Raw genomic sequence first — 21922 nt, 5'->3', positions numbered from 1 at the left:
AAACATTATTATCTATGATCAACGCGGCGCACTAAGTGGTCACCAACCGATTGAATAATTTGTACCAAAATAATGAGCATGATGACGGTCACAGTCATGATGGTGACGTCGTAGCGATGAAAACCATAACGAATCGCCACATCACCCAAACCGCCGCCACCCACGGTACCCGCCATGGCTGAGTAGCTGACTAAAGTCACCAAGGTGATGGTGACCGAGTTTAAAATGGTTGGCATCGCCTCTGGCAATAGGACTTTACGGATGATTTGTAACGGCGTTGCGCCCATGGCTTGCGCCGCTTCAACCAGTCCGCTTGGTACTTCAATTAATGCCCCTTCAATTAAACGGGCAACAAAAGGAATCGCGCCTATGGTTAAAGGGACAATCGCCGCCGTCGTACCAATAAAAGTACCGACCAGCATTTTGGTGATAGGAATGATAGCCACCATCAACACCAAAAATGGAATTGAACGACCAATATTGACAATAGCGCCAAGGACGCGATTGAGCTTGGTGTTTTCCAGCAACCCGCCTTGTTTGGTGGTATGTAAAATAACCCCTAGTGGGATACCAATGGCAAAGCCAATAATACCCGCGACTGCCACCATATAAATCGTTTGCCAAGTGGCGCTGAGTAGTAAATCACCATTAAAAGCGATCCAGTCGATAATCGTATTAAAGGACATAACCAAGCACCTCAACTTTTACATTATTGTCGCGAAGATAATCTATCGCCGCCGCATCATTGTCATCATCACCGAAAATTTCCGCGACCATCATGCCAAATTTCACGCCGCCAGCGTAATCGAGATCAGAGCTTAAGATACTGACATCAATATTAAATTTACGGGCGATTTGCGACATTAAGGGCGCGTCAACAGTCGCTCCAGTGAATTCCAAGCGCACTAACGGATAGCTCCCAGCCACGCGAGTCGGTTGTAAGCGAGCTTGATAATCTTCAGGAATAGAAAGATCTAACGTTGAGCGAATAAATTGATGCGCTAATTCGGTTTTAGGATGAGCAAAAATATCGCCTACCGTGCCTTTTTCCACCAATTCACCATCACCGATGATCGCCACTTGATGGCAAATGCTTTTCACCACATCCATTTCATGGGTGATGAGCAAAATAGTAATATTCAGTTTGCGGTTAATTTCTTTTAACAGCTCTAAAATTGACTGAGTTGTGGCCGGGTCAAGAGCACTGGTGGCTTCATCACATAGCAGTACCTTTGGCTCACAGGCCAGCGCGCGAGCAATTGCTACTCGCTGTTTCTGGCCGCCACTTAAATTGGCAGGATAGGTATGCCGTTTATCCGCTAAACCGACCAAGGTTAATAGCTCGCTAACTTTGTGCTCAATATGCTCATGGGTATGATTAGCCAGCTCTAACGGTAGTGCAATATTATCAAACACGGTCCGGGATGAAAGCAGATTAAAGTGCTGGAAAATCATCCCAATATTGCGTCTGGCTTGGCCTAATTGCTGGTTCGTTAACTGAGTTAAATCAATTCCATCAACAATCACACGTCCACTGGTTGGTTTTTCTAATAGGTTAACGCAACGAATGAGGGTACTTTTCCCTGCTCCCGATGCGCCGATGACACCAAAAATCGTTCCTTGGCTAATCTCTAGATCAATGTTCTTCAAAGCGTGAATAGCTTTATCACCCTGATGAAAGACTTTATTAACTTGATGAAGTTGAATCATAAACGAAACCTGTATCGAGATAGGCGCATACACCTGAACTGTCCTTTGATTTGATGCTATGAGTTCTCGCTTTTTAAGTCAATAGATATTTTTACGTCTAGACGTCTAAATTGCTATAAAGTAAAAGTAATCAGTCTAACGACTCATTAAGGAAGGAATAGGTGAAGTGCTGACGCTAGTGGCAGCGATGCAATGCGTTTGCGTGTAGCATCTTGAGTATAGTTGAGTATAATTCTTAGCAAAGACATCCTAAGAGAGCAAGATTTTGGCAAAACCAGCTGTGTTTTTGGATCGTGACGGCGTGATCAATGCCGATCATGGTTATGTGCATGATGAGCACGATTTTCATTTCATTGATGGCGTGTTTACAGCGACAAAGCAATTAAAAGCGATGGGCTACTTATTGGTATTAGTGACTAATCAATCAGGTATTGCGCGTGGATTATTTAGCGAAGATCGCTTTCTCTCTTTAACGCAATGGATGGATTGGAATTTTGTCGATCATGGTGTTGAGTTAGATGGTATCTATTATTGCCCACATCATCCAGAACATGGCGTTGAGCCGTATCGTCAAGAGTGTGATTGTCGTAAGCCTAAGCCAGGCATGTTTATCTCTGCACGCGATTTTCTAAAAATAGACATGGCTAACTCGGTGATGATTGGTGATAAGGCCGAAGATATGATGGCGGCACAAGCTGCAGAAGTAGGACAAAAAATTTTAGTGCGTACAGGTAAACCTATTACCCCTCAAGGTGAAGCCTTAGCTGATGCTGTACTAAACAGCATTGCTGATGTGCCAGCCTATTTAGCGTCTCAATTATCGGTGGCAAAAGGTTAATGGCTAAAAAACTGACCATAACTGACATCGCTCGCCTTTCTGGAGTCGGTAAATCGACAGTCTCTCGGGTATTAACCAATGATCCGAAAGTGAAACCTGAAACTCGACAACGAGTCGAGCAAGTGATTGCTGAGTCCGGTTACGTGCCTTCCAAGTCCGCCCAGTTGATGCGTGGCGGTAGTCAAAAAGTGATTGGAGTGATCATTTCCCGCTTAGATTCACCATCAGAAAATCGTTCGATCAGTAGCATGTTACAGGTACTGTATGCGCATGGTTATGACGTGGTGATCATGGAGAGCCAATTCAACCGCGATAAAACCCGTGAACATCTGAAAGTGTTGGCTAAGCGCAATGTTGATGGTGTGATTGTCTTTGGTTTTACTGATATCGATTTAGCGTCACTCGCAGAGTGGCAAGATAAAGCAGTGTTGGTTGCGATGGATCATGATTCCATTTCTTCGATTAATTACGACCATCAAGCTTTAATTGAAGCAGCGTTAACTCATCTGCAACAAAAAGGGCTCACTCAGATAGCTTTTATAGGGGTCAATCCTCGAGATAAAACCACGGGTTTAATGCGCCTACAGGCTTATCTTGATTGGTGTCAGCGGCACGATATTGAGCCTATTTTCCAAACCGGTGAACTGCATCATGAAAGTGCCTACCAGTTGGTTGATAAGGTGTTAACTCCCCATACTGAGGCGATTGTCTGTGCCAGTGACACTTTGGCATTAGGCGTCATTAAGCGCTTACAAGAGCAGCAGCGTGATGACATCGTTGTAACGGGTGTCGGTGGTAACGAGCTGCTGTCTTTTTTATTTCCTAATATCTATAGCGTTGATCCGGGTTATCGTCAGGCTGGTAAGCAAGCCGCAGAGCTACTCATTAAACAATTATCTGGTGAGTTAACAGAACCGGTGCATTTAACTCAAACCCCGGCTTATTTCAGATAACGCTATGAGCGTCGGTTTTTTAGGTGTCCTGAAAACTCTTCATTATTATCAGTGGGTTATTCTTCATTTGTCGTTAACTCTGTATGGCAGAGTTAACGTGTTTTATCCCCACTTTCTTTTAACGCGACGACCTTCGTTAATCTAGCGACCACGGCAAATTCTTTAGGCGTTGCGTGTCTCTTTTACTATTGATGATTCGATTGTTTGTGATCCCTTTCAATTAATGGGATTGTTCCCATTTGATGTTTTAATTTATTGTGCCAATATTCAATCAGATTTTGGGATTGTTCCCATTGCAAGTTCAACTATTATAAGTAAAAACCAAATAGGGTGGATAAGGGTATGGGTAAGATAGTCAAACAAGACGTGGTACGTCTTATTGAGCTGATCGGTGGTAATGAAAACATTGCCAGTGTTAGCCATTGCTTAACTCGCTTACGTTTTGTATTAAATGATACTGAAAAAGCCGACAGTAAACAGATTGAAACCATTGCTATGGTCAAAGGTTGTTTTACTAATGCCGGTCAGTTTCAAGTAGTGATTGGTACTGAAGTTGATGAGGTTTATAAAATCTTATTGCAGCTTACAGGTAAATCAGAAGCGTCAAAAGATGACGCTAAACTTGCCGCGCGTAAAAATATGAATGCGTTAGAGCGTGGTATTTCCCATTTGGCTGAAATTTTTGTGCCACTGCTACCGGCTATCATCACCGGTGGTTTGATTTTAGGTTTCCGTAATGTGATTGGCGACATCAAGATGTTTGATGGCCAAACATTAACTGAAATCAGTCAGTTTTGGGCCAGTGTCCATGCCTTTTTATGGTTAATTGGTGAAGCGATCTTCTTCTTCTTACCAGTTGGGGTATGTTGGTCGACAGTGAAAAAACTCGGAGGTACACCGATTTTGGGGATTACCCTAGGGGTAACCTTAGTTTCTCCACAATTGATGAACGCCTATCTGATTGGTACTCAAGTACCAGAAGTTTGGGATTTTGGCTGGTTTGCGATTGAAAAAGTTGGCTATCAAGCACAGGTTATTCCTGCCATTCTTGCTGGGGTGGTGCTGGCCTTTATTGAAACTAATCTTAAACGCATTATCCCTGCTTATCTCTATTTAGTCGTTGTCCCTTTTGTATCGATCATTTTGGCAGTCATTTTAGCCCATGCATTGATTGGCCCATTTGGCCGAGTGATTGGTGATGGGGTAGCATTTGCAGCGAAAGCAGCGATGACGGGCGATTTTGCGGTGTTGGGTTCGATGGTGTTTGGTTTCTTATACGCGCCACTGGTGATCACCGGTATTCACCACACCACCAACGCGGTTGATTTGCAACTGATGCAGCAACTCGGTGGTACACCGATTTGGCCACTGATTGCTCTTTCTAATATTGCGCAAGCATCTGCTGTCGTTGGCATCATCATTATCAGTAAGAAACATGGTGAACGCGATATTTCAGTACCAGCGGCAATTTCCGCTTATCTTGGGGTTACCGAGCCTGCGATGTACGGTATCAACCTCAAGTATAAATTCCCAATGTTGAGCGCGATGATTGGTAGTGCTTTAGCCGCGGCAATTTGTGGTAGTGCTGGCGTGATGGCTAATGGCATCGGCGTTGGTGGCTTGCCGGGTATTCTCTCCATTCAACCACAATATTGGCTGACTTTCTTAGCCGCGATGCTCGTGGCGATCATTGTCCCGGCAGTGTTAACCTTAGTGATGTACAAGCGTGCATTAGCCAAAGGCGAATTAGAAGTCAGTAAAGCGTAATCAGTATTTTTAGAGTGGCTGATTGGCCACTCTTTTGTCTATTTTGGTAAGTGAGTAAGTTATGAGTGCCGTTAATCAAGACCCGCAGTGGTGGAAAACCGCCACCATCTATCAAATTTATCCGAAAAGCTTTTGTGATAGTGGTAATAAAGGCACTGGCGATATTCCGGGTATTATTTCTAAGCTCGATTATTTGCAGAAACTGGCTATCGATGCCATCTGGTTAACGCCGGTTTATCAATCCCCGATGATCGATAATGGTTATGATATTGCCGATTATTACGCCATTAACCCCGATTTTGGCACCATGGCGGACTTTGATGAGTTATTACAGCAAGCTCATCAGCGTGGTATCCGCATTATTATGGATATCGTGGTAAATCATACCTCCACTGAGCATGCATGGTTCCAGTCTGCTTTGGGTGATAAAAACAGTCCTTATCGTGATTACTATATTTGGCGTGATCCCGTTGCGGGAGGGGCCCCTAATAACTGGCAATCAAAGTTTGGTGGCAGTGCTTGGGCGCTCGATAAAGCGACCAATCAATATTATCTTCATCTATTTGCTGAGCAGCAGGCCGATTTAAACTGGGAAAACCCCAAAGTTCTTCAAGAAGTGAAAGACATCATTTCATTTTGGGCTGAAAAAGGCGTGGATGGCTTTCGGTTAGATGTGATTAATTTAATCTCTAAGCAGCAGGACTTTCCTAATGATCAACAAGGGGATGGTCGCCGTTTTTATACCGATGGTCCACGAGTTCATGAATATCTGCAAGAGATCAGCCGAGATGTATTCCAGCGTTATGGCAGCGTAACGGTAGGTGAAATGTCATCAACGACGTTAGAGCATTGCCAGCAATACTCTTCGTTAGACGGCAAAGAATTGTCAATGGTATTTAACTTCCATCATTTGAAAGCGGATTACCCTAACGGTGAAAAATGGACCAAAGCGCCATTTGATTTTCTGCAATTGAAGCAAATTTTTAATCACTGGCAGACAGGATTAAATGGTCAAGGTTGGGGAGCACTATTTTGGTGTAACCATGATCAACCGCGGGTGGTTAGTCGCTTAGGTAATGATCAGCAATATCGGGTTGAATCAGCGAAAATGTTGGCGACCTCTATTCATATGATGCAAGGCACCCCATATATTTATCAAGGGGAAGAGATTGGCATGACCAACCCTGGTTATACTTCCATTGAGCAATATCGTGATGTGGAAAGTACCAATATGTATGACATAATGGTCAATCAGCAAGGGGTGAGTGAGCAAGAAATGTTGGCGATTCTGGCGCAAAAATCTCGTGATAATTCTCGCACGCCAATGCAGTGGAGTAGCCAAGCTTATGCTGGTTTTAGCCAAGGCCAGCCTTGGCTAGAAGTGGCGAGTAATTATCCACAGATCAATGCTGAACAGGCGTTAGCCGACAAAAATTCGGTGTTCTACTTTTATCAACGTTTGATTGAATTGCGTAAAACGGTACCGGTTATTACCCGTGGTGATTATCAAGATCTCTTACCATCACATCCGGCAATTTTTGCTTATCAACGTCAAGATGATCAGCAAATCCTGTTGTGTATCAATAACTACTATGATCAAGAAGAAGAGTGGGTGTTACCCGAAAAGTTAGCTTTAGATAAGGCTCGTTATCTATTAGGTAACTATGCCGGTATTGAGCAGCAATCGGTGTTAGCACACCAAGTTCTCCGTCCCTACGAAACGCGAGTAATTCTCATAGAGCAACAATCCTGATTGAGTCTCTAGTTAAGATTCAATATTTGGCTTTACGTTTAATAACGTGAAGCCTTTTTTATTATCTGAAGGTTTATCTGTTAGGGGATGTCGGATTGATTGACTATGAAAAAAAGCCTGCTCACTGAGCAGGCTTTTTAATATGGTGGAGGGGGACGGATTCGAACCATCGAAGGCGGAGCCGGCAGATTTACAGTCTGCTCCCTTTGGCCACTCGGGAACCCCTCCAAGGGGTTTACGGATAACCAATCAGTTATCGCGTCACTCAACTGACGTTTTCCCAACGCATCAATCAAGGGTTTCTCTTACGAGAGAATATGGTGGAGGGGGACGGATTCGAACCATCGAAGGCGGAGCCGGCAGATTTACAGTCTGCTCCCTTTGGCCACTCGGGAACCCCTCCAAGGGGTTTTACGGATAACCAATCAGTTATCGCGTGACTCAACTGACGTTTTCCCAACGCATCAATCAAGGGTTTCTCTTACGAGAGAATATGGTGGAGGGGGACGGATTCGAACCATCGAAGGCGGAGCCGGCAGATTTACAGTCTGCTCCCTTTGGCCACTCGGGAACCCCTCCAGGGTTTTACGGATAACCAAAGGTTAATCCGATGCTAGAGTGACGTTTTCCCAACGCATCGCTCAGCTGCGGAGCGCATATTATCAAACTCGGCCTTACTGTAAACCCTTTTTTGCTGATTTTGAATTGAATGCTGGCTTTTTGGGCAGAACATTATAGATATTAAGGTTTATCGTCGTTCATTCATCAATGGCGAGTGTTGGCGGCCTTATTCTTAGTGGCTATTTAGATGGTTTAACTTACCTTTTTAAAGCTATCTTTACGTTACTTGACGTTTATTGTTCTTAGAAACGGTTACAATGGAATCAGTGACTTATTATCTGAACCTAATCATGAAAAAAATATCGTTACTTGTTGCTTTGTTATTCCTCTCATTACCGACTTTTTCGACTATGGCTTCTGCCACCATGGCGACGCCTGTGGTGATTGAGTCGGTACAAGTTCATCAAATTTCTCAACGTTTATCGTTGATTGGTAAATTAGTCGCTGATCAATCGATAAGTATTTCGGCCGAGGCGGCCGGACGAATCGATGGCATCATGGTTAACAGCAATCAGTTGGTTAAAAAAGATCAATTGCTGATGACGTTACACGATGCTAAAGCCCAAGCTGCCGTCAGCGAAGCACAAGCCTATCTGCGTGATGAACAACGTAAACTCGCGGAATATGAGCGTTTGGTGCAACGCAATGCGATTACTCAAACGGAGTTAGATGCTCAACGCTCCAGTGTTGATATTGCTCAAGCAAGGCTGGCTGCTGCGCAAGCTCAGTTGGCTGATTTTCGTATTACAGCACCGTTTGATGGCACCATTGGCTTCATTGATTTTAATCGTGGTCAATTAGTGAGTATCGGTAATGAGCTCATGACATTAGATGACCTATCGGTGATGCGTTTAGATTTACATGTGCCGGAGCGTTATTTATCGAGTCTCTCACGCGGGATGACCGTATCGGCGCAAACCACGGCTTGGCCTGATCAAGTCTTCACCGGTACAGTCGTTGCGATCGATTCGCGTATTAATCCTGAAACATTGAATTTACGCGTACGGATAGCGTTTAAAAATCCTCAGCAACGTCTTAAACCAGGGATGCTTATCTCTGCTCGACTCGACTTTCCGCCTATCTCAGCTCCGATCATTCCAGTACAAGCTTTAGAGTATTCAGGCACCAAACGTTATGTTTATGTGGTTGGTGATGATAGTCGGGTGACTCGGACGGAAGTGCTATTGGGCACTCGAATCGACAATCAAGTGGTGATTGAACGAGGCTTAGAGATCGGTCAACGCATTGTGGTTCAAGGGATTGTCAATATGCGTGATGGGCTAAGCGTGAGGGAAGTTACTGCTGACGGTCAACCGGTTAAGAAAGGCGCACAATAATGTTGTTATCAGATATTTCAGTAAAACGCCCCATTGCGGCGGTGGTATTAAGTTTATTATTGTGTGTTTTTGGTTTGGTTTCTTTTTCTAAACTGTCTGTACGTGAAATGCCGGATATTGAAAGCCCTGTCGTATCAATTTCGACGCGATACAGCGGTGCTTCTGCGACCATTATTGAAAGTCAAATCACTTCAGTACTTGAAGACCAATTGGCCGGGATCAGTGGTATAGATGAAATTAGTTCAACTACTCGTAATGGCATGTCACGGATTACTGTCACCTTTAAGCTTGGTTACGATTTGAATGAAGGCGTGAGCGATATTCGTGATGCTGTTGCGCGAGCAAAACGATCACTACCAGAGCAAGCGGACGATCCACAAGTGTTTAAGAATAATGGTTCGGGTGAAGCCTCGGTATACATTAACTTAAGCTCATCCAATATGGATCGTACTCAGCTTACCGATTATATCGATCGGGTTTTAGTTGATAGGTTTAGCTTGATCAGTGGCGTTAGCTCGGTGGATATTTCTGGCGGCTTATATAAAGTCATGTACGTTCGTCTTAATCCAGAACAAATGGCCGGACGCGGTATCACCACCACCGATATTACTAATGCATTGCGGCGAGAAAACATTGAAAGCCCTGGGGGACAAGTTCGTAATGATTCTACAGTCATGTCAGTACGTACGGCGAGAAGCTATCAAAGCGAAGAGGATTTTCAGTCACTAGTGATTAAACAAGCCAGTGACAATACGCCGATCTATTTACGCGACGTAGCGGACGTCTTTATTGGTGCAGAAAATGAAAACTCGACCTTTAAAAGTGATGGGGTGGTCAATGTCAGCATGGGGATAATTCCTCAATCTGATGCTAACCCGTTGGAAGTTGCCGCTCGAATTCATCAAGAGGTTGATCGTGTCCAACAGTTTTTGCCCGAAGGAACTCGATTAGCGATTGATTACGACTCAACGGTGTTTATCGAGCGTTCGATTGAAGAAGTTTATAGCACGCTGTTTATTACTGGCGGGTTGGTGGTACTGGTACTGTATATTTTTATTGGTCAAGCTCGTGCTACTTTAATCCCTGCAGTGACTGTACCAGTTTCATTGATATCTTCGCTGATTGCCGCCTATTATTTTGGTTTTTCGATTAATTTGATCACGTTAATGGCGTTAATTTTAGCTATTGGATTGGTCGTTGATGATGCCATTGTGGTGATGGAGAATATCTATCATCATATTGAGCAGGGAGATAAACCCTTACTGGCCGCTTATAAAGGGGCGCAGGAAGTTGGGTTTGCGGTGATTGCTACCACACTGGTTTTAGTGATGGTTTTTTTACCGATCTCGTTTATGGATGGCATGGTAGGGCTACTCTTCACTGAATTTTCGGTGCTGCTAGCAATGTCCGTGATTTTCTCTTCCTTAATTGCTTTAACCCTGACGCCAGTGTTGAGCAGCAAAATTTTACGCGCCAATGTTAAACCAAACCGTTTTAATCGCTTGGTCGATAAATTGTTTGCTCGATTAGAAGCTAATTATCGCCGTGCTTTACAATTGGCTTTACGGATAAAGTGGGCCGCACCGTTAGTGATTATGGCTTGTGTCGGGGGCAGCTATGCGCTTAATCAACAGGTTCCCGCTCAGTTAACCCCTTCCGAAGATCGCGGCGTGATTTTTGCCTTTGTGCGTGGTGCTGATGCGACCAGTTATAACCGCATGGCAGCCAATATGGATTTGGTCGAGTCACGATTAATGCCATTACTCGGTCAAGGTTTTTTAAAGTCTTTCAGTATCCAGTCGCCAGCGTTTGGTGGTAACGCTGGGGATCAAACGGGTTTTGTGATTATGATTCTGGATGATTGGAATGAGCGCGATATCACCGCTCAACAAGCCTTGAATCATATACGACAAGCGTTGGCGGGGATTCCTGATGTGCGTGTGTTCCCATTTATGCCGGGGTTTCGAGGCGGGTCTAGTGAACCGGTGCAGTTTGTTCTTGGCGGCTCCGATTATGAAGAGCTACAACAATGGACTGAAGTACTTAAACAGCGTGCAACAGAATCACAGATGATGACTGGTGTTGACAGTAACTATTCAGAGAAAACGCCAGAACTGGTTGTTTCGGTTGATCGTCAGCGTGCCGCTGAACTCGGTATCAGTGTGCAAGAGATTTCCAATACCTTAGAAGTGATGCTCGGTGGACAAAAGGTGACAACCTTTGTCGAGCGAGGGGAAGAATACGATGTGTATTTACGTGGTGACGAAAATCGCTTCAATAACGCTTCGGATTTGAGTCAGATCTATTTGCGAACAGCATCAGGGGAGCTAGTGACCTTAGACACCTTGACCCATATTGAGGAGGTTGCATCCTCGATTCGTTTAGCGCGCTACAATAAGCAAAAAGCGATCACTATGACGGCTAACCTTGCCGAGGGGTATACCTTAGGCCAAGCACTCGACTTTTTGGATAAGACAGCTCAAGAGATATTACCGAGTGACATCACCGTCAGTTACTCTGGGGAGTCAAAAGATTTTCGGGAAAATCAATCCAGCGTTGCGATTGTCTTTGCATTAGCTTTGCTAGTCGCCTATTTGGTCTTGGCGGCGCAATTTGAAAGCTTTATTAATCCGTTAGTGGTGATGTTTACTGTGCCTATGGGGGTGTTCGGTGGATTTGTCGGGCTATTTGTCATGGGGCAGGGGATGAACATTTATAGCCAAATAGGGATGATCATGCTGATCGGTATGGTGACGAAAAATGGTATTCTGATTGTTGAATTTGCCAACCAGTTGCGCGATCGAGGTTATGAATTCGAGAAAGCCATTATTGATGCTTCTGCGCGACGTCTACGGCCGATTCTGATGACGGCGTTCACCACATTGGCTGGAGCGATACCCCTGATTTTATCGACAGGGGCGGGCTATGAAAGTCGAGTCTCGGTAGGGACCGTGATTTTCTTTGGGATGGCGTTTGCGTCATTGGTGACATTATTTGTTATTCCAGCGATGTATCGATTGATTTCACAAACGACGCGTTCACCGGGGCACGTGGCGGCTGAACTGGATAAAGCGATCAGTCATGATGTGAAATCACGCGCGACCCATTAGTCAATGACGAACGCTGTTTCGATTTGCGTATAAAAAAACGCCTTAAACCGATATTGGCTTAAGGCGTTTTTCATGGCTAGCACTTAGATTTAAGGCTGATAAGTAACGTTATAGCGAGTAGGCTTATGATTCATACTCAGCACTAGATTCAAGATAATCGCCCCAAAAATAGACAACAACACCGTACTTGGACTGATAAAGAACAAAGAAGCACTCAGTATTAATCCGTCGATCACCATCTGTACATGGCCTGCAGGTATTGCATACCTATCTTGTATCGCTAAACAGAGGACATTAAAACCGCCTAAACTCGCGCGATGACGAAAAAGAATCAGCATGCCAAGGCCCATTAATAGTCCGCCCGCCAGTGCGCAATAAAATGGATCTATTTCGCTGAGGGTAATGAACATGGCCAAATGATCAGTAAAAATCGAGACTAATGCCCCGCATAACGCGCTATTGATAGCAAATCGACCGCCGAAACGACGCCAAGCTAATAAATAAAATGGACTATTAGCCATAAAATACAGCCAGCCAAATGACCAAGGCAAAAAGTGGGTCATCAGCAGTGCTAATCCAGCAGTTCCGCCAGTCAGTAGTTCTCCAGCTTGGAGAAAAAACACGCCTTGCGCGACTAAGAACGTTCCAGTCAGCATGGCGATTATATCTTCTTTGTGGGTGTGTTTATCCATTGCTACAGCTCAAAAGATCAATCGGATTAGAGGGAATAGTTGCGCGCTATAGTAATGAAAAGTGGCGATTTTCGGTAGCATACAGGCAGAAATTAAGGTAGATCTATGTCATGAGCGTTTTACAGGCTGTAAAGCGTAACATTGACACTTAAGCGATAGGTTCACGTTCAGCGGACTATTATCGTTAGTCATGATGAAAAAACTGCATGATATTTTATGTAATTTACGCTTTATGAGACACGTTAAATTAGGTAGAATGCGCGCCGTTAGGGTGACGAAAACGTTTGCGTTGGGTCATTGTGTGGTTTTTATGCCCAAAAGATACTAAGTCGTTTGGGGATAGCTAATTTCAGATAAATCTGAGTCAGGAGATACAGATGCTTAAGCGTGATATGAATATCGCTGATTACGATGCGGAGTTATTCGCAGCAATCCAAGAAGAAACGCTTCGTCAAGAAGAACACATCGAGCTTATTGCTTCAGAAAACTACACTAGCTCACGGGTTATGGAAGCACAAGGCTCTCAGCTCACCAACAAATACGCTGAAGGTTACCCAGGTAAACGTTATTACGGCGGTTGTGAATACGTTGATAAAGCCGAAGCATTAGCTATTGACCGTGCTTGTCAGCTATTTGGTTGTGAGTACGCTAACGTTCAGCCTCACTCTGGTTCTCAGGCTAACAGTGCCGTTTATATGGCGTTACTTAACCCAGGCGATACCGTATTAGGCATGAGTCTCGCTCATGGTGGTCATTTAACTCATGGCTCTCCAGTTAACTTTTCGGGTAAACACTATAATGTTATCCCATACGGTATTGATGAAAGCGGTAAGATCAATTACGAAGAGATGGAAGCATTAGCTCTTGAGCACAAGCCGAAGATGATTATTGGTGGTTTCTCGGCTTATTCACAAATCGTTGATTGGAAACGGATGCGTGAGATTGCCGATAAAGTTGACGCTTACTTTTTTGTCGATATGGCGCACGTTGCTGGTTTGATTGCGGCGGGAGTTTATCCAACTCCGCTCCCTTATGCGCATGTGGTGACCACGACGACGCATAAAACGTTAGCTGGCCCTCGTGGCGGTTTGATTTTGTCCAATGCGGGCGAAGAGATGTACAAAAAGCTTAACTCGGCGGTTTTCCCGGGTGGCCAAGGTGGGCCATTAATGCATGTTATTGCGGCGAAAGCGGTAGCATTTAAAGAAGCAATGGAGCCTGAGTTTAAAGAGTACCAAGCTCGCGTGGTAAAAAATGCCAAAGCGATGGTGGCTCAATTCCAAGAACGCGGTTACAAGATTGTTTCTAACAGCACTGAAAATCACCTGTTTTTAGTTGATCTGATTGATAAAGGGATTACTGGTAAAGAAGCCGATGCCGCACTGGGTGCAGCGAATATCACCGTGAATAAAAACTCGGTACCTAACGATCCTCGTAGCCCATTTGTAACCTCGGGTATTCGTATTGGAACACCAGCGATCACACGTCGTGGATTTACTGAGCAAGATGCACAAGATTTGGCAAACTGGATGTGTGACGTATTAGATAACGCCAACGATCAAGCGGTTATTGAAGCGACTAAACAGAAAGTGTTAGCGATTTGTCAACGCTTACCGGTTTACGCTTAATACTTTGTCATAGTAGATAAAATGGCCCGCTGTGCGGGCCATTTTTTTATAACGCAATCATTAATCAGCGGAGGGATAGGCTCTACTGCTGATAACCGTATAGATTCGCGATAGGGTTATTTGACTTCTAAGCCCTTAGCCTGCAAATCCGCATGATAAGATGAGCGGACAAAAGGTCCACAGGCAGCATGGGTAAAGCCAAGCTCAAGAGCGATCTCTTTTAGCTCATCAAACTCTTCAGGTGGCACGTAGCGCTCAACCGGTAGATGGTGACGACTTGGTGCTAAATACTGACCTAATGTCAGCATTGTTACGCCATGCTCTCGTAAATCTTTTAAAACTTGGATGATCTCTTCTTTGGTTTCACCTAAGCCCATCATGATACCTGATTTGGTTGGGATATCAGGATGTTGCTCTTTAAACTTACGCAGCAATTCTAAAGACCATTTATAGTTTGCCCCAGGGCGCGCTTTACGGTACAGGCGTGGAGCTGTTTCTAGGTTATGGTTAAGCACATCTGGCGGATTATCTTTGAGTTTTTCTAGCGCAATGTCCATCCGGCCTCGAAAGTCAGGGACTAAAGTTTCAATTCGAATTCCTGGATTTAAAGCACGAATTTCACGATTACAGTTGGCAAAATGTTCAGCGCCACCATCGCGTAAGTCATCGCGGTCGACCGAAGTGATCACGACATACTTGAGCTTCATATCACGAATGGTTTCAGCGAGTTTTTTCGGCTCTGCGCCATCAACGGCATTTGGACGTCCATGGGCTACATCACAAAATGGGCAGCGTCGAGTACAAATAGCACCAAGGATCATAAACGTAGCGGTGCCATGATTAAAGCACTCCGCCAAGTTGGGGCAAGACGCTTCTTCACAGACAGAGTGAAGATTATTTTTACGCATCGCGGCTTTAATTTCTTGTATACGCTGGCTATCGGCAGGGAGTTTAATCTTCATCCACGATGGCTTACGTAGCACTTCTTTTTGCTCAACCGGCATGTTTTTCACCGGAATCAGTGCCATTTTATCAGCGTCACGATATTTAACGCCTTTTTCCATTTGAATTGGTTTGCTCATGCTATTTTACCTATAAAAGGTGCTTCTGTGCTGAATTCGACTTGTTGATAACCGAATAAACGGACAAGCTCTTGGATCATTTGCTGTTCAATTTCTGGTAAGTTGTCTGGCCCACCTAAATCACAGACTTGTACCATTTCCATGCCTTGATAGCCACAAGGGTTAATGCGCAGAAAAGGAGAAAGATCCATATTGACGTTAAGGGCAAGACCGTGAAATGAACAGCCTTTACGAATACGTAAACCTAGCGAGCATATTTTCTTTCCATCGACATAGACACCCGGAGCGTCTGGGCGAGCGGCAGAATCAATATGGTAGGTTTTTAAGGTGTCTATCACGAGTTGTTCAATACGTGTGACTAATTCTCGAACGCCGAGTTTTTTGCGTCTTAAATTAATCAATACATAAGCAACTAATTGACCTGGGCCATGGTAAGTCACTTGACCTCCACGATCACTCTGTACGATCGGGATATTTCCTGGATTGAGAAGATGCTCAGCTTTGCCTGTTTGACCTTGGGTAAAAACGGGATGGTGTTCAACAAGCCATATTTCATCGGCCGTTTGTTCATCACGTTGATCGGTAAACTGATGCATGGCTTGCCAAACAGGCAAATAATCTTGTCTACCCAGTCGCCTGATAACAAGCGGATTATCCATTGTCGTTGTCCACCAGTGATATATAAAGTTTTTTGATTATAAACATCTTAGGCGTTTTGAACTACTCATCTCGGGGATTTTTTTAACCTCATTTTTTCTATGAGTAATTTAAGGTAATGAAAAATAAAAAAAAGCAGCGTAATGCTGCTTTAAAAATAATGTATAACAATTAAAATTTTTTTGATATTTCGCTGCAACTTAATGTTACAGAACCATACGAACGATCTCGATATCGCCTAGTTCTTTATACAGTGTTTCTACTTGCTCAATCGACGTCGCCGTGATGGTCACAGAAACTGAATGGTAGTTGCCTTTGCCACTTGGTTTAACTCGTGGACTATAGTCACCAGGAGCATGGCGCTGAATCACTTCTAACACAAGTTCTGGTAACTCAGGTTTCGCATGGCCCATAACTTTGTAAGTAAAAGAACAAGGAAACTCTAAAAGATCTTTTAATTTTGCATCAGAGTTAATGGTCATCATAATGAAAGCTCCAAGATTTGCTTAAGCGGTGGCGGATAGTACCGTCAATTTAAAGATATCTCAAGTTGACGATAGACTGAGGTGAGCATGAGTTTCTCTCAGCGAGCAAACGTAGCCAATATTGTTACTAGCCATTAAAGGGGGAAAGCTCCCCCTCTTTATCGATTATCAATTAGAATAGGCTTTTAAACAGGAGCACTAAGTAATCCCATAGACGACTTAATAGCCCGCCTTCTTTGACGTCTTCTAATGCCATCAGAGGATATTGAGCAACTTCATTACCTTGTACTTGGTAATAGAGAGTACCCACGACATCCCCTTTATTAATCGGTGCTTTGAGCTCTTTTTCTAAGACAAAGCTAGCCGTCAGATCTTTGGTTTGGCCACGGGGCAGCGTAACGTAAGTATCTTGTTTTACGCCGAGCGCAACGGTTGGTTTGTCGCCCATCCAAATCGTTTCGTTAACAAAGGTTTCGCCTGCTTTGTGTGGAGCAACTGTTTCAAAAAAGCGGAACCCATAACTAAGCAGCTTTTTACTTTCCGTTTTACGAGAATTAATATCTTTAGTGCCCATCACGACGGCAATTAAGCGCATATTGCCTTCGGTCGCTGAGCTGACCAAACTGTATCCTGCATTAGTCGTATGGCCAGTTTTAATACCATCGACGTTCATACTTTTATCCCAAAGTAATCCGTTACGATTGTATTGGGTTATGCCGTTGTAGGTGTACTTTTGCTCGGCGTAGAGAGCGTATTCATCTGGCACATCTCGGATTAATGCTTGACCTAATAAGGCCATGTCATAAGGCGTAGAGTAGAGTTCAGGATGATCGAGTCCATGCACGTTGGCAAAATGTGTGTTGGTCATGTTCAGTGAACTGGCCCAAGCATTCATGAGATCGACAAAAGCATCTTCTGAACCAGCGACATGTTCTGCCATCGCAACACAAGCATCGTTACCTGATTGAATAATAATCCCTTTATTCAGATCTCGGACTTTAACCGAGGTTCCTACCTCGATAAACATTTTGGATGAATCGGGGTAGTATTTCGCCCACGCATTTTCGCTGATCACCACATCGTCATCGAGAGAAATATTGCCACGGTTAAGCTCTTGGCCGATAACATAGCTGGTCATCATCTTGGTGAGACTGGCTGGAGAAAGCTTTGTGTTCATCTCTTTCTCAGCGAGGATTTTCCCCGAATGGTAGTCCATCAACACATAGCCTTTGGCGGCAATTTGTGGAGCATCTGGAATGACGGTCGGTGCAGCAAAAGAGGATGCTGAAAACGTAGCAGATAGCGCAAAAGATGTCGCTAAAACAGAAGATAGAGAGATTTTTTTCATAATAATATTAAAACTATTGGTTAGTTATCGAATAGCTTAACAGAAACGACCTTGCAAATCAGACCGCCCATTCCTCCCGGCATCGTTGAGCGGATAAAGGAGAAGGCCGATCTGCTTTGCATCGACGTTACGGTTTTGCGTGGTGTTTTCTCACAAAAGCGGTGTCGTAACCGAGCGATTTTACACGTTCAAGTATTTCTTGCGTCAGGGCATAGTCAGTAAATGGCCCTAGAAATAACCGATGCTGTTGATGGTTACTCTCGACAAAACTTGGGACCGTTAGTTGGTCACTCATCTCGGCGGATAACTGTTCTACTCGCTGTTGATGCTGGGAGGCAGCAACTTGAATAACATACTGAGCAAAGGGTGTCTTTAGCGGGCGACTGTTGTTTCTTTCTACGGTGATGACCGCGATATCAACATTGGCTGTTCCCGTCTGTATGACACCTAACTTATACGCGGCGGCGTAGCTTAAATCAATAATCCGTCCTTCATGAAACGGCCCTCGATCATTGACTCTAACAATGGCTTCTCGGCCATTATCCAAATTGGTGACTTTGACATAACTTGGCAGGGGCAGCGTTTTATGTGCAGCTGTCATCGAATACATGTCATAAATTTCGCCATTAGACGTTAGATGACCATGAAATTTTTTCCCATACCAAGATGCTTGACCACGCTCAGTGAACCCTTTGGGGTTACGAATGATCTGGTAACTCTGGCCACGCAGTGTGTAGTCTCTATTTCCCCCTAGGCTATAGGGTTCGTATTGCGGGTAGGCATCTTCAATATGTTCGACAGAAATTGGCATGTTAGGCGCTACATCATCAAACAAAGTATAGCGCCCTGTCGGTTTACTGCTGCAACCGATGAGTAAAGCGCTACAAAGTAAGCTTAAGAGTAATGAATAGTGAGAGGATTTCATACGGTTCAATTCGCCTTAGAAAACGCTTTACGATGAGTGTGAATCGACATCAAAATGCCAAATCCGGCCATCAGTGTCACCATCGATGTGCCGCCATAACTGATGAGGGGTAAGGGGACACCGACAACGGGTAAAATGCCACTTACCATGCCGATATTAACAAAGACATAGACAAAGAAACTTAAAACAATACTCCCTGCCATCATTCGGCCAAAAGCGGTTTGAGCACTACCGGCAAGGTATAGCCCTCGGCCAATGATAAATAAATACACCGCGAGCAGAGCAAGCACGCCAATCAACCCCCACTCTTCAGCAATGACGGCAAAGATAAAGTCAGTGTGCCTTTCGGGTAAAAACTCTAAGTTAGACTGGGTGCCATGTAACCACCCTTTACCAGATAAGCCTCCCGAACCAATTGCGATTTTACTTTGAATAATGTGATACCCCGCTCCCAGTGGATCGGATTCTGGATCAAAAAGGGTACGTACGCGAGTTTTTTGATATTCGCGCATAAAGAAAAACCACATGACAGGGACAAATGCGCCAACGGCGATCACGGCTGCCGAGATGATTTTCCAGCTAATACCGGCTAAGAAAATAACAAAAATACCGGAAGCTGCAATCAAAATGGCGGTCCCTAAGTCAGGCTGTTTGGCGATCAATATTGCTGGGAAAAAGACCATCATTAATGCGACGGCTAGGGTCATTAAATCTGCTGGAATAGGTCGTTGACCAATATATCGTGCCACCATTAGTGGTACAGCTAGTTTCAGTAGTTCAGAGGGCTGGAAGCGGATAAAACCAAGGTTAAGCCAACGTTGTGCCCCTTTGGACGATTCTCCAAAAAAGAGTACGCCTAGTAGTAATATCACGCCACAAAAAAACAGCAGCGGCGCCAATCGTTCATAACTGCGTGGCGACAGCTGTGCCAAGCCAACCATGACTAACAGCGCCATGGCCATGCGCATGGCTTGGCGCTCCATCATCGCTAAACTTTGTCCACCAGCACTGTACATCACCACCAAACCAAATCCCATAACCACTAATAAGGCAAGTAATAGAGGGAGATCAATATGTAAACGTTCAAAGAAAGCCCGGTTTTGTCCGGTTGCGGGATCCATCTTCATTATGGTTTATCCTCTTGTGGTCCCAAGATTACATGATCAAAAATTCGTCTAACAACGGGGGCGGCAGTACCTGAACCACCGCCTGCGTTCTCGAGCACCAAGCTGACGATCAGTTTCGGATGATCTATCGGTGCAAAACCGACATAGAGAGCATGATTTCGTAAATGCTCGGCCAGTTCGTCAGCGTTATACTCTTGACCTTCAGCCAGACCAAAGACTTGCGCGGTTCCTGATTTACCGGCACTTTTGTACTTTAAGCCTTGAAAGGCGCGTCGTGCGGTGCCTCGACTGCCATGGTTAACCAGATACATTCCTTGTATTGCAATGTCCCAATATTTGTCATCGATCTCATCAATAGGAGGATAGGTGACATACTCGGTCTCTTTTTGAGTCGAAAAGGGCTGACCATTTTTAATCGTAGAGCGCAGTAAATGCGGAGCAATCACTTTACCTTTATTTGCAACCACCGAAGTGGCTTTCGCCAATTGCATTGGTGTTGCGGTCCAATAACCTTGACCGATCCCGACTGGGATGGTGTCACCTTTATACCAAGGGGTTCGATGACGAGCCATTTTCCATTCGCGAGTGGGCATATTGGCTCGACTTTCTTCGAAGATATCAATACCCGTTAAATCACCAAATCCAAAGCGCATCATCCAGGTCGATAGGTTATCAATTCCCATGTCGTACGCAATTTGGTAGAAAAAGGTATCCACCGATTCTTCAATCGCTTTTAAAATATCAACCCGGCCATGTCCCCAGCGTAGCCAATCTCGAAAGGGACGCGTATCGGAATTAGGGATTTGCCAGGAACCATGATCGTTACGTGTCGTTCTTGGTGTAATGATGCCGTCATGCAATGCAGCTGGAGCAATAAATGGTTTTACGGTTGAGGCTGGTGGATAAATCCCCAAGGTCGCTCGGTTAACTAAAGGACGGTTGATGTCATTCAGTAACTTATTGTATTCGGTTGACGAAATGCCATGCACAAAAGGATTCGGATCATAACTTGGGCTTGAAACCATCGCTAGTATGCCGTTATCTTCTGGATCTAAGACAATCGCCGAGCCGCGGCGACCGTCAAGTAATTGATGGATATAAAGCTGTAAATCAATATCCAAATTGAGAACAATATCTTTACCGGGAGAAGGCGGCACGTATTTCAACGTCCGGATAATACGTCCACGGCTATTGACTTCAACTTCTTGATAGCCGGCAGTGCCGTGTAACAGATCTTCGTAGTAACGCTCAATACCTAACTTACCAATATCCCGTGTTGCTTGATAATTAGCGGCTTTACCTTCACGTTGTAGTCGTTCTACGTCTCGATCGTTAATTCGTGATACGTACCCAATTACATGAGTTAAGACTTCTCCATAAGGATAAAAACGCTTTAAATTTGCGCTAACGGAGACTCCAGGGAAGTTATGCTGATGCACGGAAAACTTTGCCACGTCTTCATGACTGAGTTGTGTGAGTAAAGGAATGGCATTGAAGCGTCGAGTTTGGCGGCGATCTCTTTCGAACGCCGCAATTCGTTCTTCTGGAATGGTTAAAATTTGCTGCAGACGAGCGATAGTCTCGTCCATATTGTTTACTTGTTCAGGAATAATTTCCAAGTTAAACACAGGGCGATTTTCCGCCAGTAAATGACCATTGCGATCGTAAATTAATCCACGGTTGGGGGCAATCGGGACAATTTTAATGCGATTGTCGTTGGAGCGAGTTTTATAATCTTGGTACTGTTTCACCTGAATATGATAGAGGTTGGTGATCAGCACACCCATCGCCACGATAATTCCCATGAAGGCCACGATAGCTCGACGACGAAACAGTCGGGCTTCCGCTTGGTAATCTCTGATTGGACTTCGCTTACGCAGCATCGTTCA

The 21922-nt window shown here is 44.5% G+C and carries 17 protein-coding genes and 3 tRNA genes; 7 read left to right on the top strand and 13 right to left on the bottom strand.

Translation table 11 applies throughout. The features are described from left to right. Nucleotides 1–8: 8 nt before the first annotated feature. Both AACS00_RS00225 and metN read right to left on the bottom strand, forming a co-directional pair. On the bottom strand, nucleotides 9–686 hold the full coding sequence (locus AACS00_RS00225) for a methionine ABC transporter permease (protein WP_004395739.1): 678 nt from the start codon (nucleotides 684–686) through the stop codon (nucleotides 9–11). Beyond that, nucleotides 676–1710, bottom strand: a complete 1035-nt coding sequence (metN, locus tag AACS00_RS00220) for a methionine ABC transporter ATP-binding protein MetN (RefSeq protein ID WP_110168114.1) — start codon at nucleotides 1708–1710, stop codon at nucleotides 676–678. Before metN ends, AACS00_RS00225 begins: the two co-directional genes overlap by 11 nt. Nucleotides 1711–1975: 265 nt before the next feature. Here metN and gmhB point away from each other — a divergent pair, with 265 nt between their 5' ends. The 4 genes from gmhB to treC all read left to right on the top strand — a co-directional run bounded on the left by gmhB (nucleotide 1976) and on the right by treC (nucleotide 7021). Then, nucleotides 1976–2548 (top strand): D-glycero-beta-D-manno-heptose 1,7-bisphosphate 7-phosphatase, encoded by a 573-nt coding sequence (gene gmhB / locus AACS00_RS00215; RefSeq protein ID WP_072668665.1) that lies wholly within the window; start codon nucleotides 1976–1978, stop codon nucleotides 2546–2548. Beyond that, on the top strand, nucleotides 2548–3501 hold the full coding sequence (gene treR / locus AACS00_RS00210; RefSeq protein WP_110168113.1) for a trehalose operon repressor TreR: 954 nt from the start codon (nucleotides 2548–2550) through the stop codon (nucleotides 3499–3501). The genes gmhB and treR overlap by 1 nt, the downstream gene beginning before the upstream one ends. Before the next feature lie 342 nt (nucleotides 3502–3843). Then, nucleotides 3844–5268 (top strand): PTS trehalose transporter subunit IIBC, encoded by a 1425-nt coding sequence (treB, locus tag AACS00_RS00205; RefSeq protein ID WP_110168112.1) that lies wholly within the window; start codon nucleotides 3844–3846, stop codon nucleotides 5266–5268. A gap of 61 nt (nucleotides 5269–5329) precedes the next feature. Then, nucleotides 5330–7021 carry an alpha,alpha-phosphotrehalase gene (treC, locus tag AACS00_RS00200; protein WP_110168111.1) on the top strand — a complete coding sequence of 564 codons (1692 nt, stop codon included), beginning with the start codon at nucleotides 5330–5332 and terminating at the stop codon, nucleotides 7019–7021. Between the two features lie 143 nt (nucleotides 7022–7164). On the opposite strand, the gene AACS00_RS00195 is transcribed toward treC, so the two are convergent. The 3 genes from AACS00_RS00195 to AACS00_RS00185 all read right to left on the bottom strand — a co-directional run bounded on the left by AACS00_RS00195 (nucleotide 7165) and on the right by AACS00_RS00185 (nucleotide 7600). Next, a tRNA-Tyr gene (locus tag AACS00_RS00195) sits at nucleotides 7165–7249 on the bottom strand. A gap of 90 nt (nucleotides 7250–7339) precedes the next feature. Continuing rightward, nucleotides 7340–7424, bottom strand: a tRNA-Tyr gene (locus AACS00_RS00190). Between the two features lie 91 nt (nucleotides 7425–7515). Beyond that, nucleotides 7516–7600 (bottom strand) — tRNA-Tyr (locus tag AACS00_RS00185). 332 nt (nucleotides 7601–7932) lie between these two features. Between AACS00_RS00185 and AACS00_RS00180 the strand changes: the two genes are divergently transcribed. Then, on the top strand, nucleotides 7933–8979 hold the full coding sequence (locus AACS00_RS00180) for an efflux RND transporter periplasmic adaptor subunit (protein WP_072668661.1): 1047 nt from the start codon (nucleotides 7933–7935) through the stop codon (nucleotides 8977–8979). After that, on the top strand, nucleotides 8979–12089 hold the full coding sequence (gene vexH, locus AACS00_RS00175) for a vibriobactin export RND transporter permease subunit VexH (protein ID WP_110168110.1): 3111 nt from the start codon (nucleotides 8979–8981) through the stop codon (nucleotides 12087–12089). Before AACS00_RS00180 ends, vexH begins: the two co-directional genes overlap by 1 nt. An 89-nt stretch (nucleotides 12090–12178) precedes the next feature. Here the strand turns inward: vexH and AACS00_RS00170 are convergent, their stop codons facing one another. Beyond that, nucleotides 12179–12781 (bottom strand): YitT family protein, encoded by a 603-nt coding sequence (locus AACS00_RS00170; RefSeq protein WP_072668659.1) that lies wholly within the window; start codon nucleotides 12779–12781, stop codon nucleotides 12179–12181. Between the two features lie 377 nt (nucleotides 12782–13158). On the opposite strand from AACS00_RS00170, the gene glyA reads away from it, so the two are divergent. Next, nucleotides 13159–14409, top strand: coding sequence for a serine hydroxymethyltransferase (glyA, locus tag AACS00_RS00165; RefSeq protein ID WP_110168109.1), 1251 nt, complete (start codon nucleotides 13159–13161; stop codon nucleotides 14407–14409). 116 nt (nucleotides 14410–14525) lie between these two features. On the opposite strand, the gene lipA is transcribed toward glyA, so the two are convergent. From lipA to mrdA, 7 genes are all read right to left on the bottom strand, one after another. After that, nucleotides 14526–15491, bottom strand: coding sequence for a lipoyl synthase (gene lipA, locus AACS00_RS00160; RefSeq protein WP_072668657.1), 966 nt, complete (start codon nucleotides 15489–15491; stop codon nucleotides 14526–14528). Continuing rightward, nucleotides 15488–16150, bottom strand: coding sequence for a lipoyl(octanoyl) transferase LipB (gene lipB, locus AACS00_RS00155; protein WP_072668656.1), 663 nt, complete (start codon nucleotides 16148–16150; stop codon nucleotides 15488–15490). Before lipB ends, lipA begins: the two co-directional genes overlap by 4 nt. Nucleotides 16151–16354: 204 nt before the next feature. Continuing rightward, on the bottom strand, nucleotides 16355–16633 hold the full coding sequence (ybeD, locus tag AACS00_RS00150; RefSeq protein WP_072668655.1) for a DUF493 family protein YbeD: 279 nt from the start codon (nucleotides 16631–16633) through the stop codon (nucleotides 16355–16357). A 172-nt stretch (nucleotides 16634–16805) separates the two neighbouring features. After that, the gene (locus AACS00_RS00145; RefSeq protein WP_110168108.1) at nucleotides 16806–17981 is read right to left on the bottom strand and encodes a serine hydrolase; all 1176 of its coding nucleotides are present in this window, start codon (nucleotides 17979–17981) and stop codon (nucleotides 16806–16808) included. 127 nt (nucleotides 17982–18108) lie between these two features. Then, nucleotides 18109–18906, bottom strand: a complete 798-nt coding sequence (locus AACS00_RS00140) for a septal ring lytic transglycosylase RlpA family protein (protein WP_110168107.1) — start codon at nucleotides 18904–18906, stop codon at nucleotides 18109–18111. A gap of 5 nt (nucleotides 18907–18911) precedes the next feature. Continuing rightward, nucleotides 18912–20033, bottom strand: coding sequence for a rod shape-determining protein RodA (rodA, locus tag AACS00_RS00135; RefSeq protein WP_072668652.1), 1122 nt, complete (start codon nucleotides 20031–20033; stop codon nucleotides 18912–18914). Further along, nucleotides 20033–21916, bottom strand: coding sequence for a penicillin-binding protein 2 (gene mrdA / locus AACS00_RS00130; protein ID WP_072668651.1), 1884 nt, complete (start codon nucleotides 21914–21916; stop codon nucleotides 20033–20035). Before mrdA ends, rodA begins: the two co-directional genes overlap by 1 nt. Nucleotides 21917–21922: the final 6 nt, after the last annotated feature.

The sequence above is a fragment of the Vibrio sp. 11986-1-5 genome (assembly GCF_963878025.1).
GTDB lineage: Bacteria > Pseudomonadota > Gammaproteobacteria > Enterobacterales > Vibrionaceae > Vibrio > Vibrio injensis.
The sequence above is the reverse complement of the archived record's forward strand: the minus strand, read 5'-3'. Positions and strand labels throughout refer to the sequence as shown.